This is a genomic window from Natronosporangium hydrolyticum, assembly GCF_016925615.1.
Classification (GTDB): Bacteria; Actinomycetota; Actinomycetes; order Mycobacteriales; family Micromonosporaceae; genus Natronosporangium; species Natronosporangium hydrolyticum.
In genome coordinates this window covers 4,307,059-4,322,557 of the sequence record NZ_CP070499.1, presented here as the reverse complement: position 1 = coordinate 4,322,557, position 15,499 = coordinate 4,307,059, and the positions used below count along the sequence as shown (strand labels likewise).

The window sequence follows — 15,499 nt, the reverse complement described above, 5'->3', positions numbered from 1 at the left end:
ATGGCGTCGGGGTCAAGCGGCAGCCGCCGAGCCCAACGGGTCCGCCAACAATTGCTCGAAGGCCAGCTCGGCCGCGCCGAGCAGAGCGGCGTCGTCGCCGAGCGCGGGGGTGCGCAACCGAACCCCCGACAGCTGCTCCGGCAGCGTGACCTGGTTGAGCCGGGAACGTAGCGGCGCCGCGGCGGCGAGGAAGATGTCCCGCAACGACCCGCCGAAGATGACCAGCTCCGGGTTGAAGATGTTGATCAGGTTGCCGGTGCCGAGGCCGAGCCACTCGGCGACCCGTCGTAACGCCGCCCGGGCAGTCGGGTCGCCGAAGCTGGCCGCTCGCACAACCGCCCGCACCGCCTCATGGCCGTGCTGCTCGCTCGCGCCGGCGGCGTGCAGCAGCGCACGCTCCCCGGCCTCGGTCTCCCAGCACCCCTGAGAGCCGCAACGGCACCGGTAACCGTCGGGGCGCACCACCATATGGCCGACCTCCCCGGCGGTCCCCTGCCGACCGGCGAACCGGCGGCCGTCGGCGATGATCCCAGCGGTGAGCCCGCCATCTCCGCAGAGATAAATGACGTTCTGCTGACCGGTGGCTGCGCCGCGAGTGTGCTCGGCGTAGGCGGCGAGGTCGGCGGCGCCGCCCGTGAGGAGCTGCGGATTGTCGGGCAGCGCGGCGGTGACCATTGCCCGTAGCGGTTCGTCTACTTCGGTCGGCTGCACCCCGCGGCTGACCGACCCGTCCGGAGCTCGCAGTCGGCTGGTGACCGCCACCCCGCAGCCGATGGTGCGAGGGCCTGCCCCGCCCACCGCAGCGGTGTGCATCTCGGTGAGGAAGGTGGCGAGCGGGTCGGTCGAAGCCGACACCGGCGAGCCCGGCGGGCGGGGGGCCTCCCGCCGGTCGAGCACCACCCCACCGAGGCCCACCCGGGCGGCCTGGACCCGGTCCACCTCCACCGAGACCGCGTACCCGCAGACCGCCCCGGACAACGGTGTGACCAGCGGTGAGGGTCGCCCGGCCCGGCGGGTCTGCCGAGGAGCCTGTTCGGTGACGAGCCCAGCGGCGGCCAGGTCGGCGGTGAGCGCACCAATGGTCGAGCGGTTCAGCCCGGTCCGGGCGGTGAGCTCGGCCCGGGAGACCGCCCCGTGTTGGTGCACGAAGCGCAACAGGGCACCGAGATTCTGCCGGCGGACCTCCTCCTGGCTGGGGGCGGGGCGCATCGCCGGACGGTTATGGACCGCGGTCACCGGGTGCCGGTGGCGAGCGCTCGTCGCCGGGACAGCGCGTCCACCCCGGCGGCGAGTAGCAATACCAGCCCGGTCACCGCGAACTTCACCCCCGCGCTGTAACCCATCAGCCCCATCCCGTTGTTGATGACCGCAACCACGGCGCCTCCGATAACCGCGTTTACCAGCTTTCCCTTACCCCCGAAGAGGCTGGTGCCTCCGATCACCGCCGCGCCGACCGCGAGCAGCAGCACCTCGCTGCCGCCGGTGGTGGCGTCGACCGAGTTGCTGCGGGAGGCGGCGGCGATTCCACCGATCGCCGCCATGGTAGAGCAGATCATAAACGCTGTGATCCGGATCCGGTCGACGTTGATACCGGCGCGGCGAGCGGCCTCCCGGTTGCCGCCGACAGCGTACAGGTGTCGGCCGAACCGAGTGCGGTGCAATAGTAACGTCCCGGCTACCAGCAGAATCGCGATCACCGGTACGACCACCGGCACGCCCTTGAGGGAGACGATGGCGGTCCGGCTGCGCTCCAGGTTGAGCACGTAGACGGCGGCGCCGAGGACGGCGGCGAGGGTGAGTACCCGTAGCGCCACCACCGGGGTCGGGGGTGCGGTGAGCCCTTCCGCGAGCCGGCGGCGCTGGGTGGCGAACTGGACCGCCGCGAACCCGCCGACGGTGACCGCCGCGAAGACCCACCCGGCGGTGGGGGAGAGGTTGCGGTTGACGATGGCGAGCACCACATCGTCCCGGACCGGGACGATGTTGCCACCCCGGATAGCCATAAGCATGATGCCCTGGAATGCCAGGAAACCCGCTAATGTCACCACAAAGGACGGTATGCCGATCTTCGCGACCAGGGTCCCGAGGATGAGCCCGATCAGGGCACCGGTGCCGAGCGCGGCCGCGACCGCCACGTACCACGGCTGGCCGTGCCAGGTCAGCAGCACCGCCAACACCGCCGCGCAGAGCCCGCTGGCGAACCCCGCCGACAGATCGATCTCGCCGACTAGTAGCACGAAGACCAGGCCCATCGCGATCAGCGTGATCTGTGCGCCCTGCAGGAAGAGATTCGCGAAGTTCGCTGAGGTGAGGAAGACCGGGCGGAGCGCGGTGAAGACCACACAGAGCACGATCAGGCCCAGCACGGCCGGTAGGGCGCCGATGTCGCCGCCGCGGATCCGAGCCAGATAGGTACGGGCGTACCCGCCGATGGTGACCGGTGCGGCGGCCGGTGCCGAGGACGGCGGCGGCTGGGCGGTGGTGGTTGCGGTCATCGCTGCTCTCCGGGGGGTGCGAAGGCCTCGGCGGCGCCGAGCAGGCCGCTGCGGCCGGTGGTGATCAGCTCCACGACCTGGGCGTGGGAGACCTCGTCGGCGGACACCTGGGCGACCATCTGGCCCAGGTAGAGCGCGGCGATCCGGTCGGCCACGGCGAAGACGTCGTTGAGATTATGGGAGATGACCAGCACCGCGAGGCCGTTGTCGGCCAGCTGCCGAACCAGCTCCAGCACCTGCGCGGTCTGGGCCACTCCGAGGGCGGCGGTCGGCTCGTCCAGGATCACCACCCGGCTGTCCCACAGCACAGCCTTGGCGATGGCGACGGTCTGCCGCTGCCCGCCGGAGAGGCTGGCCACCGGCTGCCGCAGCGAGGTGAGTGTGCGCACCGAGAGCTTCGCTAGGGTCTCGGCGGCCAGCCACTCCATTGTGGCCTCATCGAGCAGCGGTCCGCGTCGACGTTCCCGGCCAAGGAACATATTCGCGACCACGTCGAGGTTGTCGCAGAGCGCGAGATCCTGATAGACCACCTCGATGCCGAGTGCGGCGGCGGCCCGCGGCCCGTTGATGGTAGCCGGCTCGCCAGCGAACCGGAACTCGCCGGCGTCGACCGGATGAACGCCGCTGATGCATTTGACTAGTGTGGACTTTCCGGCGCCGTTGTCGCCGACGAGCGCGGTCACGGTGCCGGCCGGGATCGTAAGGTCTACCTGACGCAGCACCTGCACCGGCCCGAAGGTCTTCTCGACGCCGCGCACTTCCAACAGCGGGACGGTGGACATGAGCCTCCTCTGGCTGCTGGGGTGTTGCGTCGTGGGCTGTTGCGTCGCGCCGGGCCGGCGCGATGTCGGCGCGGCGGCCCGGCGCGGGTGGGATCAGGAGAGGCCGGCCTCGTCGCAGATGTCGGCGAACTCGCCGTCGCAGAGCTCATCAACGGTGACGTACCCGTCGTCGATCACGTCCTGCACGTTGTCGGCGAAGATGGCCTGCGGCTCCAGCAGCACCGAGGGCACCTCCTCACCGGTCTCCGGGTCGGTCACGGTCTGCTCAGTCTCCGGCTGCTCGCCATTCGCCAGCGCGATCGCCAACTCCGCGGCGGCCTCCGCCTCCTGGCGGATCGCCTTGTAGACGGTCATGCACTGGTCGCCGGTGAGGATGTTCTGCAGGCCCTGGACGGTGGCATCCTGGCCGGTGACCGGTACGGTGCCGTTGAGGCCAAGCCGTCGCAGCACCGAGATGGCGGCGTTGCCGAGCGCGTCGTTGGCGGCGAGAACGCCGTGGATCTCGTTGTCGGTCTGCGTCATCATCTGTTCGAAGATGGTGGCGGCCTCGGTGCTGTCCCAGTCCGGCACATCCTGGTCCGGGCCCTTGACGAAGTCGCCAGCGCCGAACTCCGGCTCAAGTACCGAGTCGTACCCTTCCCGGAAGAGCGACGCATTGTGGTCGGTCGGGGAGCCGTTGAGGTAGGCGACCACCGGGTCCGCCACCTCCTGGTCGGCCAGGCACGTGGCGAGGCCTTCCCCTTGGAGCCGGCCGACCGCCACGTTGTCGAAGCTGACGTAGTAAGCGGCGCCGCCGCCGAGGGTGAGCCGGTCGTAGTCGATGGTGGCCACACCCTGTGAGGCGGCGGTGTCCAGCACCGCCTTGCCGGTGCCCGAGTCGAGGTTGACGATCATCAGGACGGTGGCCCCGTTGGTCATCATCTGGTCGGCGATGGTCTGGAACGCGGTCCGGTCTCCCTGCGCGTTCTGAATGTCGTAGTCGATCCCGGCGGCGTCGAACGCCTCGGCCAGGAACCGGCGGTCGGCGCTCTCCCACCGCACCGAGCTGGCGCTGTCGGGGAGGATCACGCCGATCATCGGGGAGTCGCCGCCGGCCGCGGGTGCGCCGTCGTCGGCACAGGCGACCAGCCCGCTGGCGGTCAGCAGGCCGACCGCGGCGGTGACGAGGATCCGGCTGCGCATGGCAGTGGTCCTTTCGATCGGAGCCCATTGGATGGGCGGGGCGGGAGAAGGGGGTGGTCCATGCGGAGGTTTTGTTGTGCCCGACAACGTATTACGTCGTTCGATCCGGACACAAGGCTCGGAAGGCTGGAGACTGGTCGCGATCGATAACAATTCCGCAACGCGGCTGACATCGACGGAGACGGGCTCAGCTCAGCCGGCCGCGGCGTCGCGCAGCTAACGCCGCGGCGGCGGGCCTCTCGGCAGGGGTGGCCGCTGCTTGTCGGGCGCGGTCGCTCCCGTCCGACCCGACGGCGGCCCTGGGTACGGGCCGCTTGGCCCCGCCTGAAAGCGCCGGACCCGTTAGTATGGCGGCTCGGGCCCCGTAGCTCAGGGGATAGAGCAGCGGTCTTCTAAACCGTCGGTCGTAGGTTCGATTCCTACCGGGGCCGCCCAGGTCACAGCCTTGATCCACCGGTTTGGCCCGATCGCGTGGAGCCTCCGCTGTCGGGTCGCCTTGATCATCAGGCATCGCCGCAGGTCAAGTGGTCTCGCGGCTACGGGAGCCGCTGAACTGGTGTCCTGCGCGCGGCTGCGAGACCACGGCATTTCCGACATGGTTGGGCAGGGGGATCTTGTACGCCGGAATATCCGACTTTTCCGTACGCAAGATCCCTCCCTGCCCAACCATGTCAGGGTTGGCAGGGGCGCCGCTCAATTCGCCCGGTGGGTCGAGTGGCGGCCCGGGCATTGTCCACACCGGACACCACCTAGTCGCAGCAGAACGTCTCGCCAGGGCGCAGGCTTGTCTTAATTGACCAGCAGAGTCGTACAGGACTCTGCTGGTCAATTCAAGACGGGCAGTGACAGCAAGAAGCGTGGCTGGGAGGGGCGCTGAGCTGCCTCCGGGCCGCCGACTTGTGGCGCCGGTCCTCCCTGCCGCCGGCTGACTCGCGCCGGGATCGCGTCCGACGGAAGTCTGTATTGGGTCACGGGCTTGTCAGCAGATCCCCTTGCGCCCGGGGGTCAATATTGTCGGCCGCTTGGTCGGGTGAGTGGTGATCCACTACGGCGACAAACTAGATTCATACTGGCAAATCAGGCGCCACTCGACCCACCAAGTCGGGCGAGACGATCTTCCCGCCGATCTTGCAGCCCGACAGCCCGACAGATGGCGTATGCGTAAGCAAAGCAAACGCTCCGGCCGGATCAGCTCGCCTGCGGCGGGCACGGTGGTCAAGCATTCCAATTTCAATCCCGCTCCGTTTGTGCTAGCAGCGCTCGTAGGCCGCGCAGCCGGGACCACTGCCGCCGCGCTCAGCTATCGAAGATCGTCGAGTGAGGAGTTAGCGGGTGAGAGGGCGGCGGGTGGGTCATCCAGCCAGCAGCGGGTAAGTGTTCCGGGTTGGACGGCGCGTCCAGCCGCAGCGCAGCTCTAGACGCGCCGCGCCGTTGTTACTAAGTTGTTATTCGTGCAGGTGACTCGTGCCACGTACCTCCCGGTGGTGGTGCGCCATGACGATCCGCGGGTTCGCTCGGCCTGCCTGTGCGAACCATTCGTCGCGGAGCTCGCGGTGGCGTACAGCCCTGGGCCGAGGTATGGCCGGACCCTGCTGAGCTGGGAGGAGTTCGACCGCAGCGGTCTCTCCCGGCCGCAGCTGCGCAGCGCGGCCGCGGCGAATCTTTACCGGTCGCTGGACCGGGTGGAGGTGCTGGGGCAACCGCCGGCGCTGCTGCTTGGCTTCGACGGGCTGGAGTCGAGCGTGCTGCTGGCCCACTCGTTCTGGGAGGAGCTGGCCGGGGCCGTGCCGGGTGAGCTGGTGGTCGGCGTACCCACCCGGGACATGGTCATCTTCACCGGCACCGAGTCTCCGGTCGGGCTGCAGAAGGTGCGGCGGGCGGTGGACCGGATGTTTTTCGCCCGGGCGCCGCGGCTGCTCAGCCCCGATCTGCTGGTACGCCGTCGGGGTCGTTGGGAGGTGCTGCCGGCGGGGCCGGTGCGGTCGTCGACGGAGCCGCCGCCAGCACCGACCGCGGGCTCGCCGGCGGTTCCCCGCCCCCGTAGCCGCGCAGCCAACGTGCGAGTTCGGTGAACAGGTGAGTCCGTACCGGGGCGGCCGAAAGCGTGAGGTCGTGCATCCCGCCCGGTATCCGCAGCAGGGTGACGAGCCGACCGAGCATCGGTGTCCAGCGGGTGATGTCGTCGACATCCAGGACGGTGTCGCAGCGGCGGGCGAGTTCGCGCCAGGTCAGGGTCCGCAGTGACCGGGTAGAGCAGGCGACGAGGACCGGCACGTCGATCGAGAGCCCGGCCTGCAACCGGCGTTGCCCGGCCCGGACCGCGGCGTACCAGCCATACCGGACGGGGAAGCCACCGATCGGTTTCCACGCCAGATCGTAGGACCATTCGCCTCGGTAGTCGACGTGCAAACTGTGCCCGTACACCGGGTATAGCGGTCGCCGCACCGCCCCGTACGGGCGGCGGCGGGCCAGTTCGCCGGCGGTGACCTCCAGTGGGGGTCGGGCCCATGCGGGAAGGTGCAGGTCGAAGAACGGGCTGTTGAAGAAGAGCGCGTCGGCCGGTCGGCTCGGGCGGCGTTGGTGCGCCCAGAGCGCGGTGGTGAGCGCGCCCGTGGAGTGTGCGGCGAGCACCAGGGTGTCGTGCTCGTCCACGGTACGGATGATCCGGGCTGCTTCGTCGAGTTCCGGAAAGTATTCGGTGAGGTCGCGGCAGAACGTGGCGGTCTGGTGTGGGCGCAGGCTGCGGCCGTGCTTACGGAGGTCCAGCGCATAGAAGTCGTAACCCTGGCCGATGAAGAAGTCGGCGACGTGGGTCTGGAAGAAGTAGTCCGACCATCCGTGCACCCACAGCACCGCCCGGCGGCTCGGGTGCGGGGCGCGGCGCCGGATCAGCGTGGCGACGACCGGGCCCTCATCGTCGGGCTCGAACTCGAGCGTGCGCTGTTCGTACGGAGGGCCGAGCAGATCTGGTTCCACGGGACTGACGCTACCGTGGGTCGGGCGTTACCGTATGTGGGCGGTGCGGAGCACCCGGTACCGGTGGGCGTACGGTATCGCGCGGGAGGAGACGTTCCATTGATTGAATCGCATGGCGGCCGGCGGGTGATGATCACCGGGGTGGGAGTGGTGGCGCCCGGCGGCACCGGCCCGGAGCAGTTCTGGGCTGGTCTGATGCGAGGTGCGGAGTCGGCGGTGGTGCGCAGGGTCCCGGACTTCGACCCGGCGCAGTGGGGGCTCACCCGGGTGGCGGCGCGGCGGTTGGACCGGTTCGCCCAGTTCGGCCTCGCCGCCGCCGCGCAGGCGTTGACCGACGCTGGCTTCCTCTCCGACCCGGCGACCGCTGGACCGTTGCCGGAGCTGGATCCGGAGCGCGGCGCAGTGCTGATCGGTAGCGGCATCGGCGGCGCGGCGACCTGGGAGTCGCAGGCCGTGGTGCGAGCGGAGCGGGGCGAGCAGGCGGTCTCACCGTTGACGGTGCCGTTGGTGATGCCGAACGCCGCCGCGGCGGCGGCGTCGATGCGCTGGGACCTGCAGGGCCCGTGTGAGGCGATCTCTACCGCCTGCGCTACCGGCACGCACGCGATCGGTGGCGCTGCCCGATGGGTCGCGGCCGGGCGGGCAGAGGTGGCGCTCGCCGGTGGCGCGGAGGCCGCACTGACCGACACCAACGTGGCCGCGTTCACCAACCTGCGGGCGTTGTCCAGCAGCGGCGTGTCCCGCCCGTTCGACCAGGCACGGGACGGCTTCTGCGTGGCCGAGGGGGCGGCGGTGCTGGTGTTGGAGGAGGCGAGACACGCGGCCGCTCGTGGGGTGCGTGCCTACGCTGAGATCGCCGGGGCCGCGGCCACCGCCGACGCTCACCATTTGACCGCGCCGGAGCCGACCGGGCGGGGCGCGCTCGCGTGTATGCGGGCGGCGCTGCGCGACGCCGGAGTGGCACCCGACGATGTGGTCCACGTCAACGCGCACGGCACCTCGACACCTCAGAATGACGCGACCGAGGCGCAGGCGATCGCCCGGTTGTTTCACGGGGCCGCGCCAGCGGTGACATCGGTGAAGGGGGTGACCGGTCATCCACAGGCGGCGGCCGGGGCGATCGAGGCGGTGGCGCTGGCGCTCACCTTCGCCCACCGGACGATTCCGCCCACCGTCGGCACCACGGCGGTGGCCGAAGACTGTCCGGTCGATGTGGTGCTCACGCCCCGGCCGTGGCGGCCCGCGCCCGCGGTGACGAATTCGTTCGGGTTCGGCGGCCACAACGGCTCGTTGCTCTTCGTGCCCGCCTGACCAGGCGGGCGACCGGCCGCCGCCCATACCAGATCAGCACCGGGAGCGGACGGTTGTCCACAACCGGCCCGTTGTCCACAGGGCTGCGGATCGCCACTGGTGCGGACCCTGGCGGTTCGTCCACGCTGGCGTCGAGCTGGCCGCGATCGGACGGGCGGCTCAGCCACGGCGGCCGACGAGACCGAGGACGACATCAATGTACGAGACGCAGCTAACCATCATCGGCAATGTGCTGACCGCCCCGGAGTGGCGGCGGACCAACAACACCGGGGCGCTGGTGACCACCTTCAAGCTGGCCTCCACCGCGCGGCGACTCAATCGCGAGACCGGCCAGTGGGTCGATGGCAATTCACTTCGGGTGCGGATCGTCTGTTGGCGACAGTTGGCCAGCAACGTGTTCGCCTCGGTGACGGTCGGCGACCCGTTGCTTGTGATCGGCCGCTTCTACACCCGCGATTGGGTGGACGACGAGGGGGTCAAGCGCATCCAGTATGAGCTTGAAGCGACCTCCGTCGGCCATGACCTGAGCCGTGGGCGTAACCGGTTCGAACGGGTGAAGGTGACCACGTCGACCAGCATGGTGGAAGATCGGCAAACGCAGCAGCGGGTCGGGGGCGAGGTGACGGAGCCGGTGCCGAGCGAGCAGGCACCGAGTCGCTTCGACGATACCCCCTACCGGCCGGACGACCCGCCGTCGATGACCGAGGTTGTCGATGTGGTCGACCCGCCTGCCGCGCCGGCCCGGGAGCGGGCAACCGCCTCCGCTGCGGCTTCGTCTGAGGCCGCGTCCGAGGCCTCAGACGCGGGGGCCGGGGCTGCGGCGGCGCGGTCGCTGGCCGGTGCGGTCGCTGAGCCGGGGGCGCCGTGGCAGGCGGCCCCAGATCCGGCCGACACCCCGTCGGATCCGGCCTGAGCTGCGCCGTTGTCGATGGCTCGGGTCGTCCACCCGCGGCTCGCCGGGGCTGCGGGTGGACGCTTCACCCTCTGGTGGGGGACTATCGGCTCCGGAGCAGTGGCAGGAGGCGGCGATGGCTGACGGTGATCACCAGGGCAAGCAGCCCGGCAGCGACGGCAACAAGGGCGACAAGAAAGCCACCAAGCAGGACGCCAAGTCCAAGGGTGGCAAGAAGGGCAAGAAGGCCCACGGCGGGCCGGCCGGTGCTACCACCGGGGGCGCTACCGACGTGCCAGCTTCACCGCCGGCCAAGCGTCGGGTGGTGCTCACCGGCATCAGCTCGCGCGCCTGGGAGCACCCGGCCGACCGGGGTGCCCTCACCGCGTTGCGGGAGTTGCGGGGCTTCGACGAGGTGCTGAAGGCGATCGCCGGGCTGTGGAATGAGCGTGCCTGGCGGCTGCAGTTCCTCGGCGGGTCGATCAAGGTGGACCATCGGCAGTATCCACGGTTGCACCGGCTCTACGCCGAGGCCGCCACCTCGCTGGATGTCACCGAGCTGCCGGAGCTGTACGTGCAGAACGACCGCAGCCTCAACGCTATGGCCGTCGGCATGAAGCAGCCGTTCATCGTGGTAAACACCGGCATGATCGAGCTGGCCGACGACGATGAGCTACGGTGCCTGCTCGGGCACGAGCTGGGTCATGTGCTTTCCGGGCACGCCGTCTACCGGACGATGATCATCGTCTTGACCAACGCCATGCTGCGGATGGCGTGGTTCCCGATCGGGGCGATGGTCCTCTACGGAATCATCGCCGCGCTGTACGAGTGGTGGCGCAAGGCAGAGCTCTCGGCCGACCGGGCCGGGCTGCTCGCCTGCCAGGACCCGGCGGCGTCGTTGCGGCTGTCGATGAAGCTCGCCGGCGGCGGCGATCTCTCCGAGGTGGACACTACGGCGTTCCTGGAGCAGGCAGCGGAGTTCGAGCGCGCCGGTGATCTGCGAGACAGCGTCCTCAAGCTATTGATGGTCGCGTTCCGGTCCCACCCCATGCCGGTCGCCCGGGCGGCGGAGATCCGCCGGTGGCTCGACTCGGGTGCGTACCAGCGGATCCTCGCCGGTGAGTACCCGCTCCGGGAGGACGACGCCACCGCCTCCATGACCGAGGACGTGAAGCAGGCCGCCGACTCGTACCGCGAATCTTTCACCCGTTCGGAAGATCCGCTCTTCAAGTTGCTGCGGCGGGTCGGCGACGGGGCGACCGACCTGGGGGCGTGGGTCGGATCGGGCGCCGGCAAGGTCAAGGATTGGATGTCGGCGGCGGGCCGCTCGGCGCGCGACGCCGCAGGTGGCGCCCCCAACGGCCACGACGACCAGCGCTGATCGACGTCGTCGGGCAGGGCGACCAGGGCTGTTCGCCCTGCCCGGCGGCTCGCCGCCGCCCGCGGCCGGTGATCCACTCGTAGGATGGCGGCCATGACCGTACCCCTGACCGAGACCGAGCTCCGGGCGGCGATCACGCGGGAGCTCCCGGGCGTGCACGCCGACCTGGCCCGCCTGGTCGCCGTGCCGAGCATCTCCTTCCCCGAATTCGACCCCGCCCACGTGCAGCGATCCGCCGAGCTGACCGCCGAGCTGCTGCGCGGCTGCGGGCTCAGCACCGAGATCGTCCGGGCCGGCGAGGGCCAGCCCGCGGTGATCGGCCGGCGGCCGGCCCCGCCCGGCGCCCCCACCGTGCTGCTCTACGCCCACCACGACGTCCAGCCGATCGGCGACGAGGCGCAGTGGCGCAGCAACCCGTTCACGGTGACCGAGCGGGACGGTCGGCTCTATGGGCGTGGGGTCACCGACGACAAGGCCGGGGTGCTCGCCCACGTCGCGGCGCTTCGGGCGTTCGGCGACCAGCTGCCGGTGGGCGTCGTCGTCTTCGCCGAGGGCGAGGAGGAGTACGGCTCGGCCACCCTCGAAGAGCTGATCAAGACCTACCGTGACGACCTCACCGCGGACGTGATCGTCATCGCGGACTCCGGCAACTGGGACATCGGCGTGCCGGCGCTCACCACCTCGCTACGGGGGTTGGTCAACCTCTTCGTTGAGGTGCAGACGTTGGAGTCGGCGGTGCACTCCGGGATGTTCGGCGGCGCCGTCCCCGACGCCCTCACCACCTTGGCGCGGCTGCTCGCCTCGCTGCACGACGACGCCGGGGAGGTGGCGGTCGCCGGGCTCTCCCGCGCCGCCGCCGGTCCGCTCGAGTACCCGTCGGACCGGCTGCGCGCCGAGGCCGGGATGCTCGACGGGGTGGCGTTCGTCGGGGAGGGTTCGCTGGTCGAGCGGATGTGGGCGAAGCCGGCGCTCTCGGTGCTCGGCATCGACGCGCCGCGGACCGGGGAGGCGCCCAACGCCCTGGTGCCGAGCGCGAAGGCGAAGCTGAGCCTGCGGATCGCCCCGGGCCAGGACCCGAAGGCGGCGTACGAGGCAGTGGCGGCCCATCTGCGCGACCACACGCCGTGGGGGGCGGCGGTCACGGTGACGTTGGAGGCGGACGGGGAGGCCTGCACCATCGACACCGAGGGGGATGCGTACCCGGCGGCCCGTGACGCGTTCCGGGTCGCCTGGGACGGCGCCGAGCCGGTCGACGTCGGGATCGGCGGGTCGATCCCGTTCATCGCGACCTTCCAGGAGAACTTCCCCGAGGCGGCGATCCTGGTCACCGGTATCGGCGACCCGTACTCCCGGATCCATGGGCCGAACGAGAGCCTCGACATCGCCGAGTTCGCCCGGATCTGTCTCGGTGAGGCGTTGCTGCTCAACAATCTCGCCACGGCGCTGCGGCGGCCAGTTTCGTCGTAGCCGGCTGCCACCATGGTGGGGTGGAGTTCGTAGCGTTGGCGGAGGCGTCGGCGGCGGTGGCGGCCACGACCAGCCGGAAGGCGAAGGTCGAGCTGTTGGCTACGGCGCTGCGGCGGCTGGCGCCGACCGAGATCGAGGCCGGCGCCGCTTTCCTCAGCGGCGAGTTGCGGCAGCGGCAGACCGGCGTGGGCTGGGCCAGCCTGCAGTCGTTGCCGCCGCCGGCCGAGTCGGCGAGCCTGACCGTGGCCGATGTCGACCGGGCGGCGACCGAGCTCGCGGCGGTCGCGGGCGCCGGCTCCAGGTCCCGCCGGCGGGCCGCCCTCGACCGACTCTTCGCCGCCGCTACCGTCCCGGAGCAGGTGCTGCTGCGTGGCCTGTTCAGCGGGGAGCTTCGGCAGGGTGCGGCCGCCGGTGTGCTGGTGGAGGCGGTCGCGCGGGCCGGCGGCGTGAGCGCGCCAGCGGTCCGGCGGGCGTTGCTGCTCGCCGGGGATCTGCCGGCGGTGGCGGTCGCCGCGTTGACCGATGGGGCGGCAGGGCTGGCGGGTTTCGCGCTGCGGGTGGGCACACCGTTGGCGCCGATGTTGGCGGCGAGCGCCGCCACCCCGGCAGCGGCGCTCGCTACCACCGGCGCTCCGGCGCTGGTCGACGTGAAGCTCGACGGAGTGCGGATCCAGGTGCATGTGGAGGGTGAGCAGATCGCGGTCTTCAGCCGGAGCCTCGATGTGATCACCGACCGGATGCCGGAGGTGGTGGCGGCGGCTCGCGAGCTGCCGGTGCGGCAGGCGGTGCTCGACGGCGAGGCGTTGGCGCTGGACGCGGCCGGGCGGCCCCGGCCGTTCCAGGAGACCTCCGGCCGGGCCGCGACCCGGCTGCGGTCGGAGCGGGTGGCGGCGTCACCGGCCGCCGGGCCGGCGGGCCTGAGCCCGTTCTTCTTCGACATCTTGCACCTGGACGGGGAGGATCTGCTGGATCGGCCGCTCGCGGAACGGTCGGCCGCGCTGGTGGCGTCGCTGCCGCCGGATCGGCGGGTGTCGCGGGCGACCGTGGCAGACGACGACGAGGCGGCGGCCCGGTTCGCCGCTGCGGTCGCCGCTGGCCAGGAGGGGGTGGTGGTGAAGTCCCTCGCCGCCGGATATGACGCTGGCCGTCGGGGCAGCGCCTGGGTGAAGGTGAAGCCACGGCACACGCTGGATCTGGTGGTGCTGGCCGCGGAGTGGGGGCACGGCCGCCGGCATGGCTGGCTGTCGAACCTGCACCTGGGCGCCCGGGATGCCGAGGGCGGTAGCTTCGTGATGCTCGGCAAGACCTTCAAAGGGCTCACCGACGAGCTGTTGCGGTGGCAGACCGAGCGGCTGCGGGGGTTGGCGGTGGCGTCCACCGAGTGGCTGGTCCGGGTCCGGCCGGAGCTGGTGGTGGAGATCGCCTTCGACGGGGTCCAGCGCAGCGACCGTTACCCGGGTGGGGTGGCGCTCCGGTTCGCCCGGGTGTTGCGCTACCGGGAGGACAAACCCGCCGCCGAGGCCGACACTATCGAGGCGGTGCGGCGGATCTACCTCGCCAGCCACGGCACGGACGCGACGCCGAGCTAGCCGCTCGACAGCGAACGCGCGTAGGTGACCTGCTGGTGGACGTGGTGGGCGTGCTGGTGACTCTGGATCGGGATCCGCGCGGTGTATTGGCGGGAACCGCTGCTGACCGTCACATCTACCGTGCCGGAGTAGCGGGACTCTTTAGCCAGCAGGAAGAGCAGGCTGAATGGGCCGATGCAGAAGAAGAGCACGACCGCCAGCACGATCCCCCAGGTGGCGATCTTCTGTTCGTGGTGCCAGTGGTCCTGACCGAGCCACTGGGCGCCCCGCAACGGGATTGGCCCGTTCGGAGTGTGCACTGTTGTCTGGGTGATGGTGATCTCGCCGATCTGGGTGAGCACCTGCTCGGCGGGGGTGGGTAGGTCGCCGACGACCGAGTGGAGTTCGACCATGGTGCCCGCCGACTCGGCGGCGCGCAGCCGCCGGTCGTACTCCATCAGGTCCAGTCGGCCCTCATCGACCGCGATCCGCAGCCGGTCGGCGACGACCTTCCGATCGGACTCCGCCGGCGGCCACTGTTCGGGCGATGGCTGCTGATTGCCGAAGTGCGGCTGTCCGGGCGGCGATGGCTGGCCGGGCGGCACAGAGGAGCGTGGGTCGGTCATGCCGTTACGGTAGCGCTGGCGGTCGAGCTGCCGGCGCCGGAGGTGTGCCCGCTGTGGTCGCGGTGGGCTTCGCGGCGGGCGACCCAGCCGTAGCCGAACAGCACCAGCCCGGCGAAGATCCACCACTGGCCGGCGTACCCGGCGTTCAGCCAGCTGTTTTCCCGCCGCGGCGGCACCAGGGTGAACGCCTCGTCCACCGGCGGATCCTGGTCTGCGAGCAGCAGGTAGCCGTCGTAGACGGGGTAGGGCAGGTGCTCGGCGAGCGTGGCGGCGTCGATCCGCCGGGTGTGCAGGTCCCCGTCGCGGCGCTCGACCTGGTCGGGGCGTTCGCTGGGTCGGACCCAGCCGGTCACCGTGACCTCGCCCGCGGGCGGGGCCGGGGCGTCCGGCCGGTCGGCCGCACCGGTCTCCGCTGGCGGCACCCAGCCCCGGTCGATCAGCACCGCGGTGCCGTCGCTGAGCCGAAGCGGTGTGACCACCTCGACACCGACCCGCCCCTCGACGGTGCGGCTGCGGACGAGCACCTCCTGTGCCGGGTCGTACTGGCCGGTCGCGGTGACCATGGCCCAGCCGGCGTCGGCGGGTGGCGGTGGGCCTACCTGGTTGGCTGGCTCCGGGGCGGGTAGGAGACTAGTGAGCGGAGCGGCTTCGCCCGCTTCGGCGGCGTCGATCCGTTGGTTGATCTCGCTGCGATGTTCATACCGCTGCAGCTGCCAGACCCCGAGGAGCGTCATGACCAACGCGAGCACCAGCGTGGCAGCTAGTCCGCCCAGCCAGCGGGGTGAGAACAGGAACCGGTACACGGGGGCAAGGTTACTC

General features: G+C 70.7%; 12 protein-coding genes and 1 tRNA gene. 6 read left to right on the top strand and 7 right to left on the bottom strand.

Annotated elements, in window-relative coordinates; genetic code table 11:
- Window positions 1–12 precede the first annotated feature (12 nt).
- The 4 genes from JQS43_RS19335 to JQS43_RS19320 form a co-directional block, all read right to left on the bottom strand.
- Entirely contained in the window at window positions 13–1,209 is a 1,197-nt protein-coding gene (locus JQS43_RS19335) for an ROK family transcriptional regulator (protein ID WP_239675793.1), read from the bottom strand.
- 23 nt (window positions 1,210–1,232) lie between these two features.
- Entirely contained in the window at window positions 1,233–2,495 is a 1,263-nt protein-coding gene (locus JQS43_RS19330; RefSeq protein ID WP_239675792.1) for a sugar ABC transporter permease, read from the bottom strand.
- Complete coding sequence (locus JQS43_RS19325) at window positions 2,492–3,277, bottom strand: ATP-binding cassette domain-containing protein (RefSeq protein ID WP_239675791.1); 786 nt, start codon at window positions 3,275–3,277, stop codon at window positions 2,492–2,494. Before JQS43_RS19325 ends, JQS43_RS19330 begins: the two co-directional genes overlap by 4 nt.
- Before the next feature lie 93 nt (window positions 3,278–3,370).
- Window positions 3,371–4,459 carry a sugar ABC transporter substrate-binding protein gene (locus JQS43_RS19320; RefSeq protein WP_239675790.1) on the bottom strand — a complete coding sequence of 363 codons (1,089 nt, stop codon included), beginning with the start codon at window positions 4,457–4,459 and terminating at the stop codon, window positions 3,371–3,373.
- A 358-nt stretch (window positions 4,460–4,817) separates the two neighbouring features.
- On the opposite strand from JQS43_RS19320, the gene JQS43_RS19315 reads away from it, so the two are divergent.
- A tRNA-Arg gene (locus JQS43_RS19315) sits at window positions 4,818–4,890 on the top strand.
- Window positions 4,891–6,376: 1,486 nt separating this feature from the next.
- Here JQS43_RS19315 and JQS43_RS19305 read toward each other — a convergent pair.
- On the bottom strand, window positions 6,377–7,435 hold the full coding sequence (locus tag JQS43_RS19305; protein WP_239675789.1) for an alpha/beta hydrolase: 1,059 nt from the start codon (window positions 7,433–7,435) through the stop codon (window positions 6,377–6,379).
- 99 nt (window positions 7,436–7,534) lie between these two features.
- Here JQS43_RS19305 and JQS43_RS19300 point away from each other — a divergent pair, with 99 nt between their 5' ends.
- The 5 genes from JQS43_RS19300 to JQS43_RS19280 all read left to right on the top strand — a co-directional run bounded on the left by JQS43_RS19300 (window position 7,535) and on the right by JQS43_RS19280 (window position 14,075).
- On the top strand, window positions 7,535–8,746 hold the full coding sequence (locus JQS43_RS19300) for a beta-ketoacyl-[acyl-carrier-protein] synthase family protein (protein ID WP_239675788.1): 1,212 nt from the start codon (window positions 7,535–7,537) through the stop codon (window positions 8,744–8,746).
- A 196-nt stretch (window positions 8,747–8,942) separates the two neighbouring features.
- Window positions 8,943–9,659: a single-stranded DNA-binding protein gene (gene ssb / locus JQS43_RS19295; RefSeq protein WP_239675787.1), complete on the top strand. Its 717-nt coding sequence runs from the start codon at window positions 8,943–8,945 to the stop codon at window positions 9,657–9,659.
- A 115-nt stretch (window positions 9,660–9,774) separates the two neighbouring features.
- The gene (locus tag JQS43_RS19290; RefSeq protein WP_239675786.1) at window positions 9,775–11,019 is read left to right on the top strand and encodes a M48 family metallopeptidase; all 1,245 of its coding nucleotides are present in this window, start codon (window positions 9,775–9,777) and stop codon (window positions 11,017–11,019) included.
- Window positions 11,020–11,112: 93 nt separating this feature from the next.
- Window positions 11,113–12,486: a dipeptidase gene (locus JQS43_RS19285; RefSeq protein ID WP_239675785.1), complete on the top strand. Its 1,374-nt coding sequence runs from the start codon at window positions 11,113–11,115 to the stop codon at window positions 12,484–12,486.
- 20 nt (window positions 12,487–12,506) lie between these two features.
- Complete coding sequence (locus JQS43_RS19280) at window positions 12,507–14,075, top strand: ATP-dependent DNA ligase (protein ID WP_239675784.1); 1,569 nt, start codon at window positions 12,507–12,509, stop codon at window positions 14,073–14,075.
- Here the strand turns inward: JQS43_RS19280 and JQS43_RS19275 are convergent.
- The gene (locus JQS43_RS19275) at window positions 14,072–14,680 is read right to left on the bottom strand and encodes a DUF1707 SHOCT-like domain-containing protein (RefSeq protein ID WP_239675783.1); all 609 of its coding nucleotides are present in this window, start codon (window positions 14,678–14,680) and stop codon (window positions 14,072–14,074) included. The genes JQS43_RS19280 and JQS43_RS19275 overlap by 4 nt on opposite strands.
- On the bottom strand, window positions 14,677–15,483 hold the full coding sequence (locus JQS43_RS19270) for an SURF1 family cytochrome oxidase biogenesis protein (RefSeq protein WP_239675782.1): 807 nt from the start codon (window positions 15,481–15,483) through the stop codon (window positions 14,677–14,679). Before JQS43_RS19270 ends, JQS43_RS19275 begins: the two co-directional genes overlap by 4 nt.
- Window positions 15,484–15,499: the final 16 nt, after the last annotated feature.

Excerpts from the sequence above, each read along its gene's own strand:
- JQS43_RS19285 (WP_239675785.1), top strand. The coding sequence starts at position 11,113 with ATGACCGTACCCCTGACCGAGACCGAGCTCCGGGCGGCGATCACGCGG.
- JQS43_RS19335 (WP_239675793.1), bottom strand. The coding sequence starts at position 1,209 with ATGCGCCCCGCCCCCAGCCAGGAGGAGGTCCGCCGGCAGAATCTCGGT.
- ssb (WP_239675787.1), top strand. The coding sequence starts at position 8,943 with ATGTACGAGACGCAGCTAACCATCATCGGCAATGTGCTGACCGCCCCG.
- JQS43_RS19330 (WP_239675792.1), bottom strand. The coding sequence starts at position 2,495 with ATGACCGCAACCACCACCGCCCAGCCGCCGCCGTCCTCGGCACCGGCC.
- JQS43_RS19320 (WP_239675790.1), bottom strand. The coding sequence starts at position 4,459 with ATGCGCAGCCGGATCCTCGTCACCGCCGCGGTCGGCCTGCTGACCGCC.
- JQS43_RS19275 (WP_239675783.1), bottom strand. The coding sequence starts at position 14,680 with ATGACCGACCCACGCTCCTCTGTGCCGCCCGGCCAGCCATCGCCGCCC.
- JQS43_RS19290 (WP_239675786.1), top strand. The coding sequence starts at position 9,775 with ATGGCTGACGGTGATCACCAGGGCAAGCAGCCCGGCAGCGACGGCAAC.
- JQS43_RS19325 (WP_239675791.1), bottom strand. The coding sequence starts at position 3,277 with ATGTCCACCGTCCCGCTGTTGGAAGTGCGCGGCGTCGAGAAGACCTTC.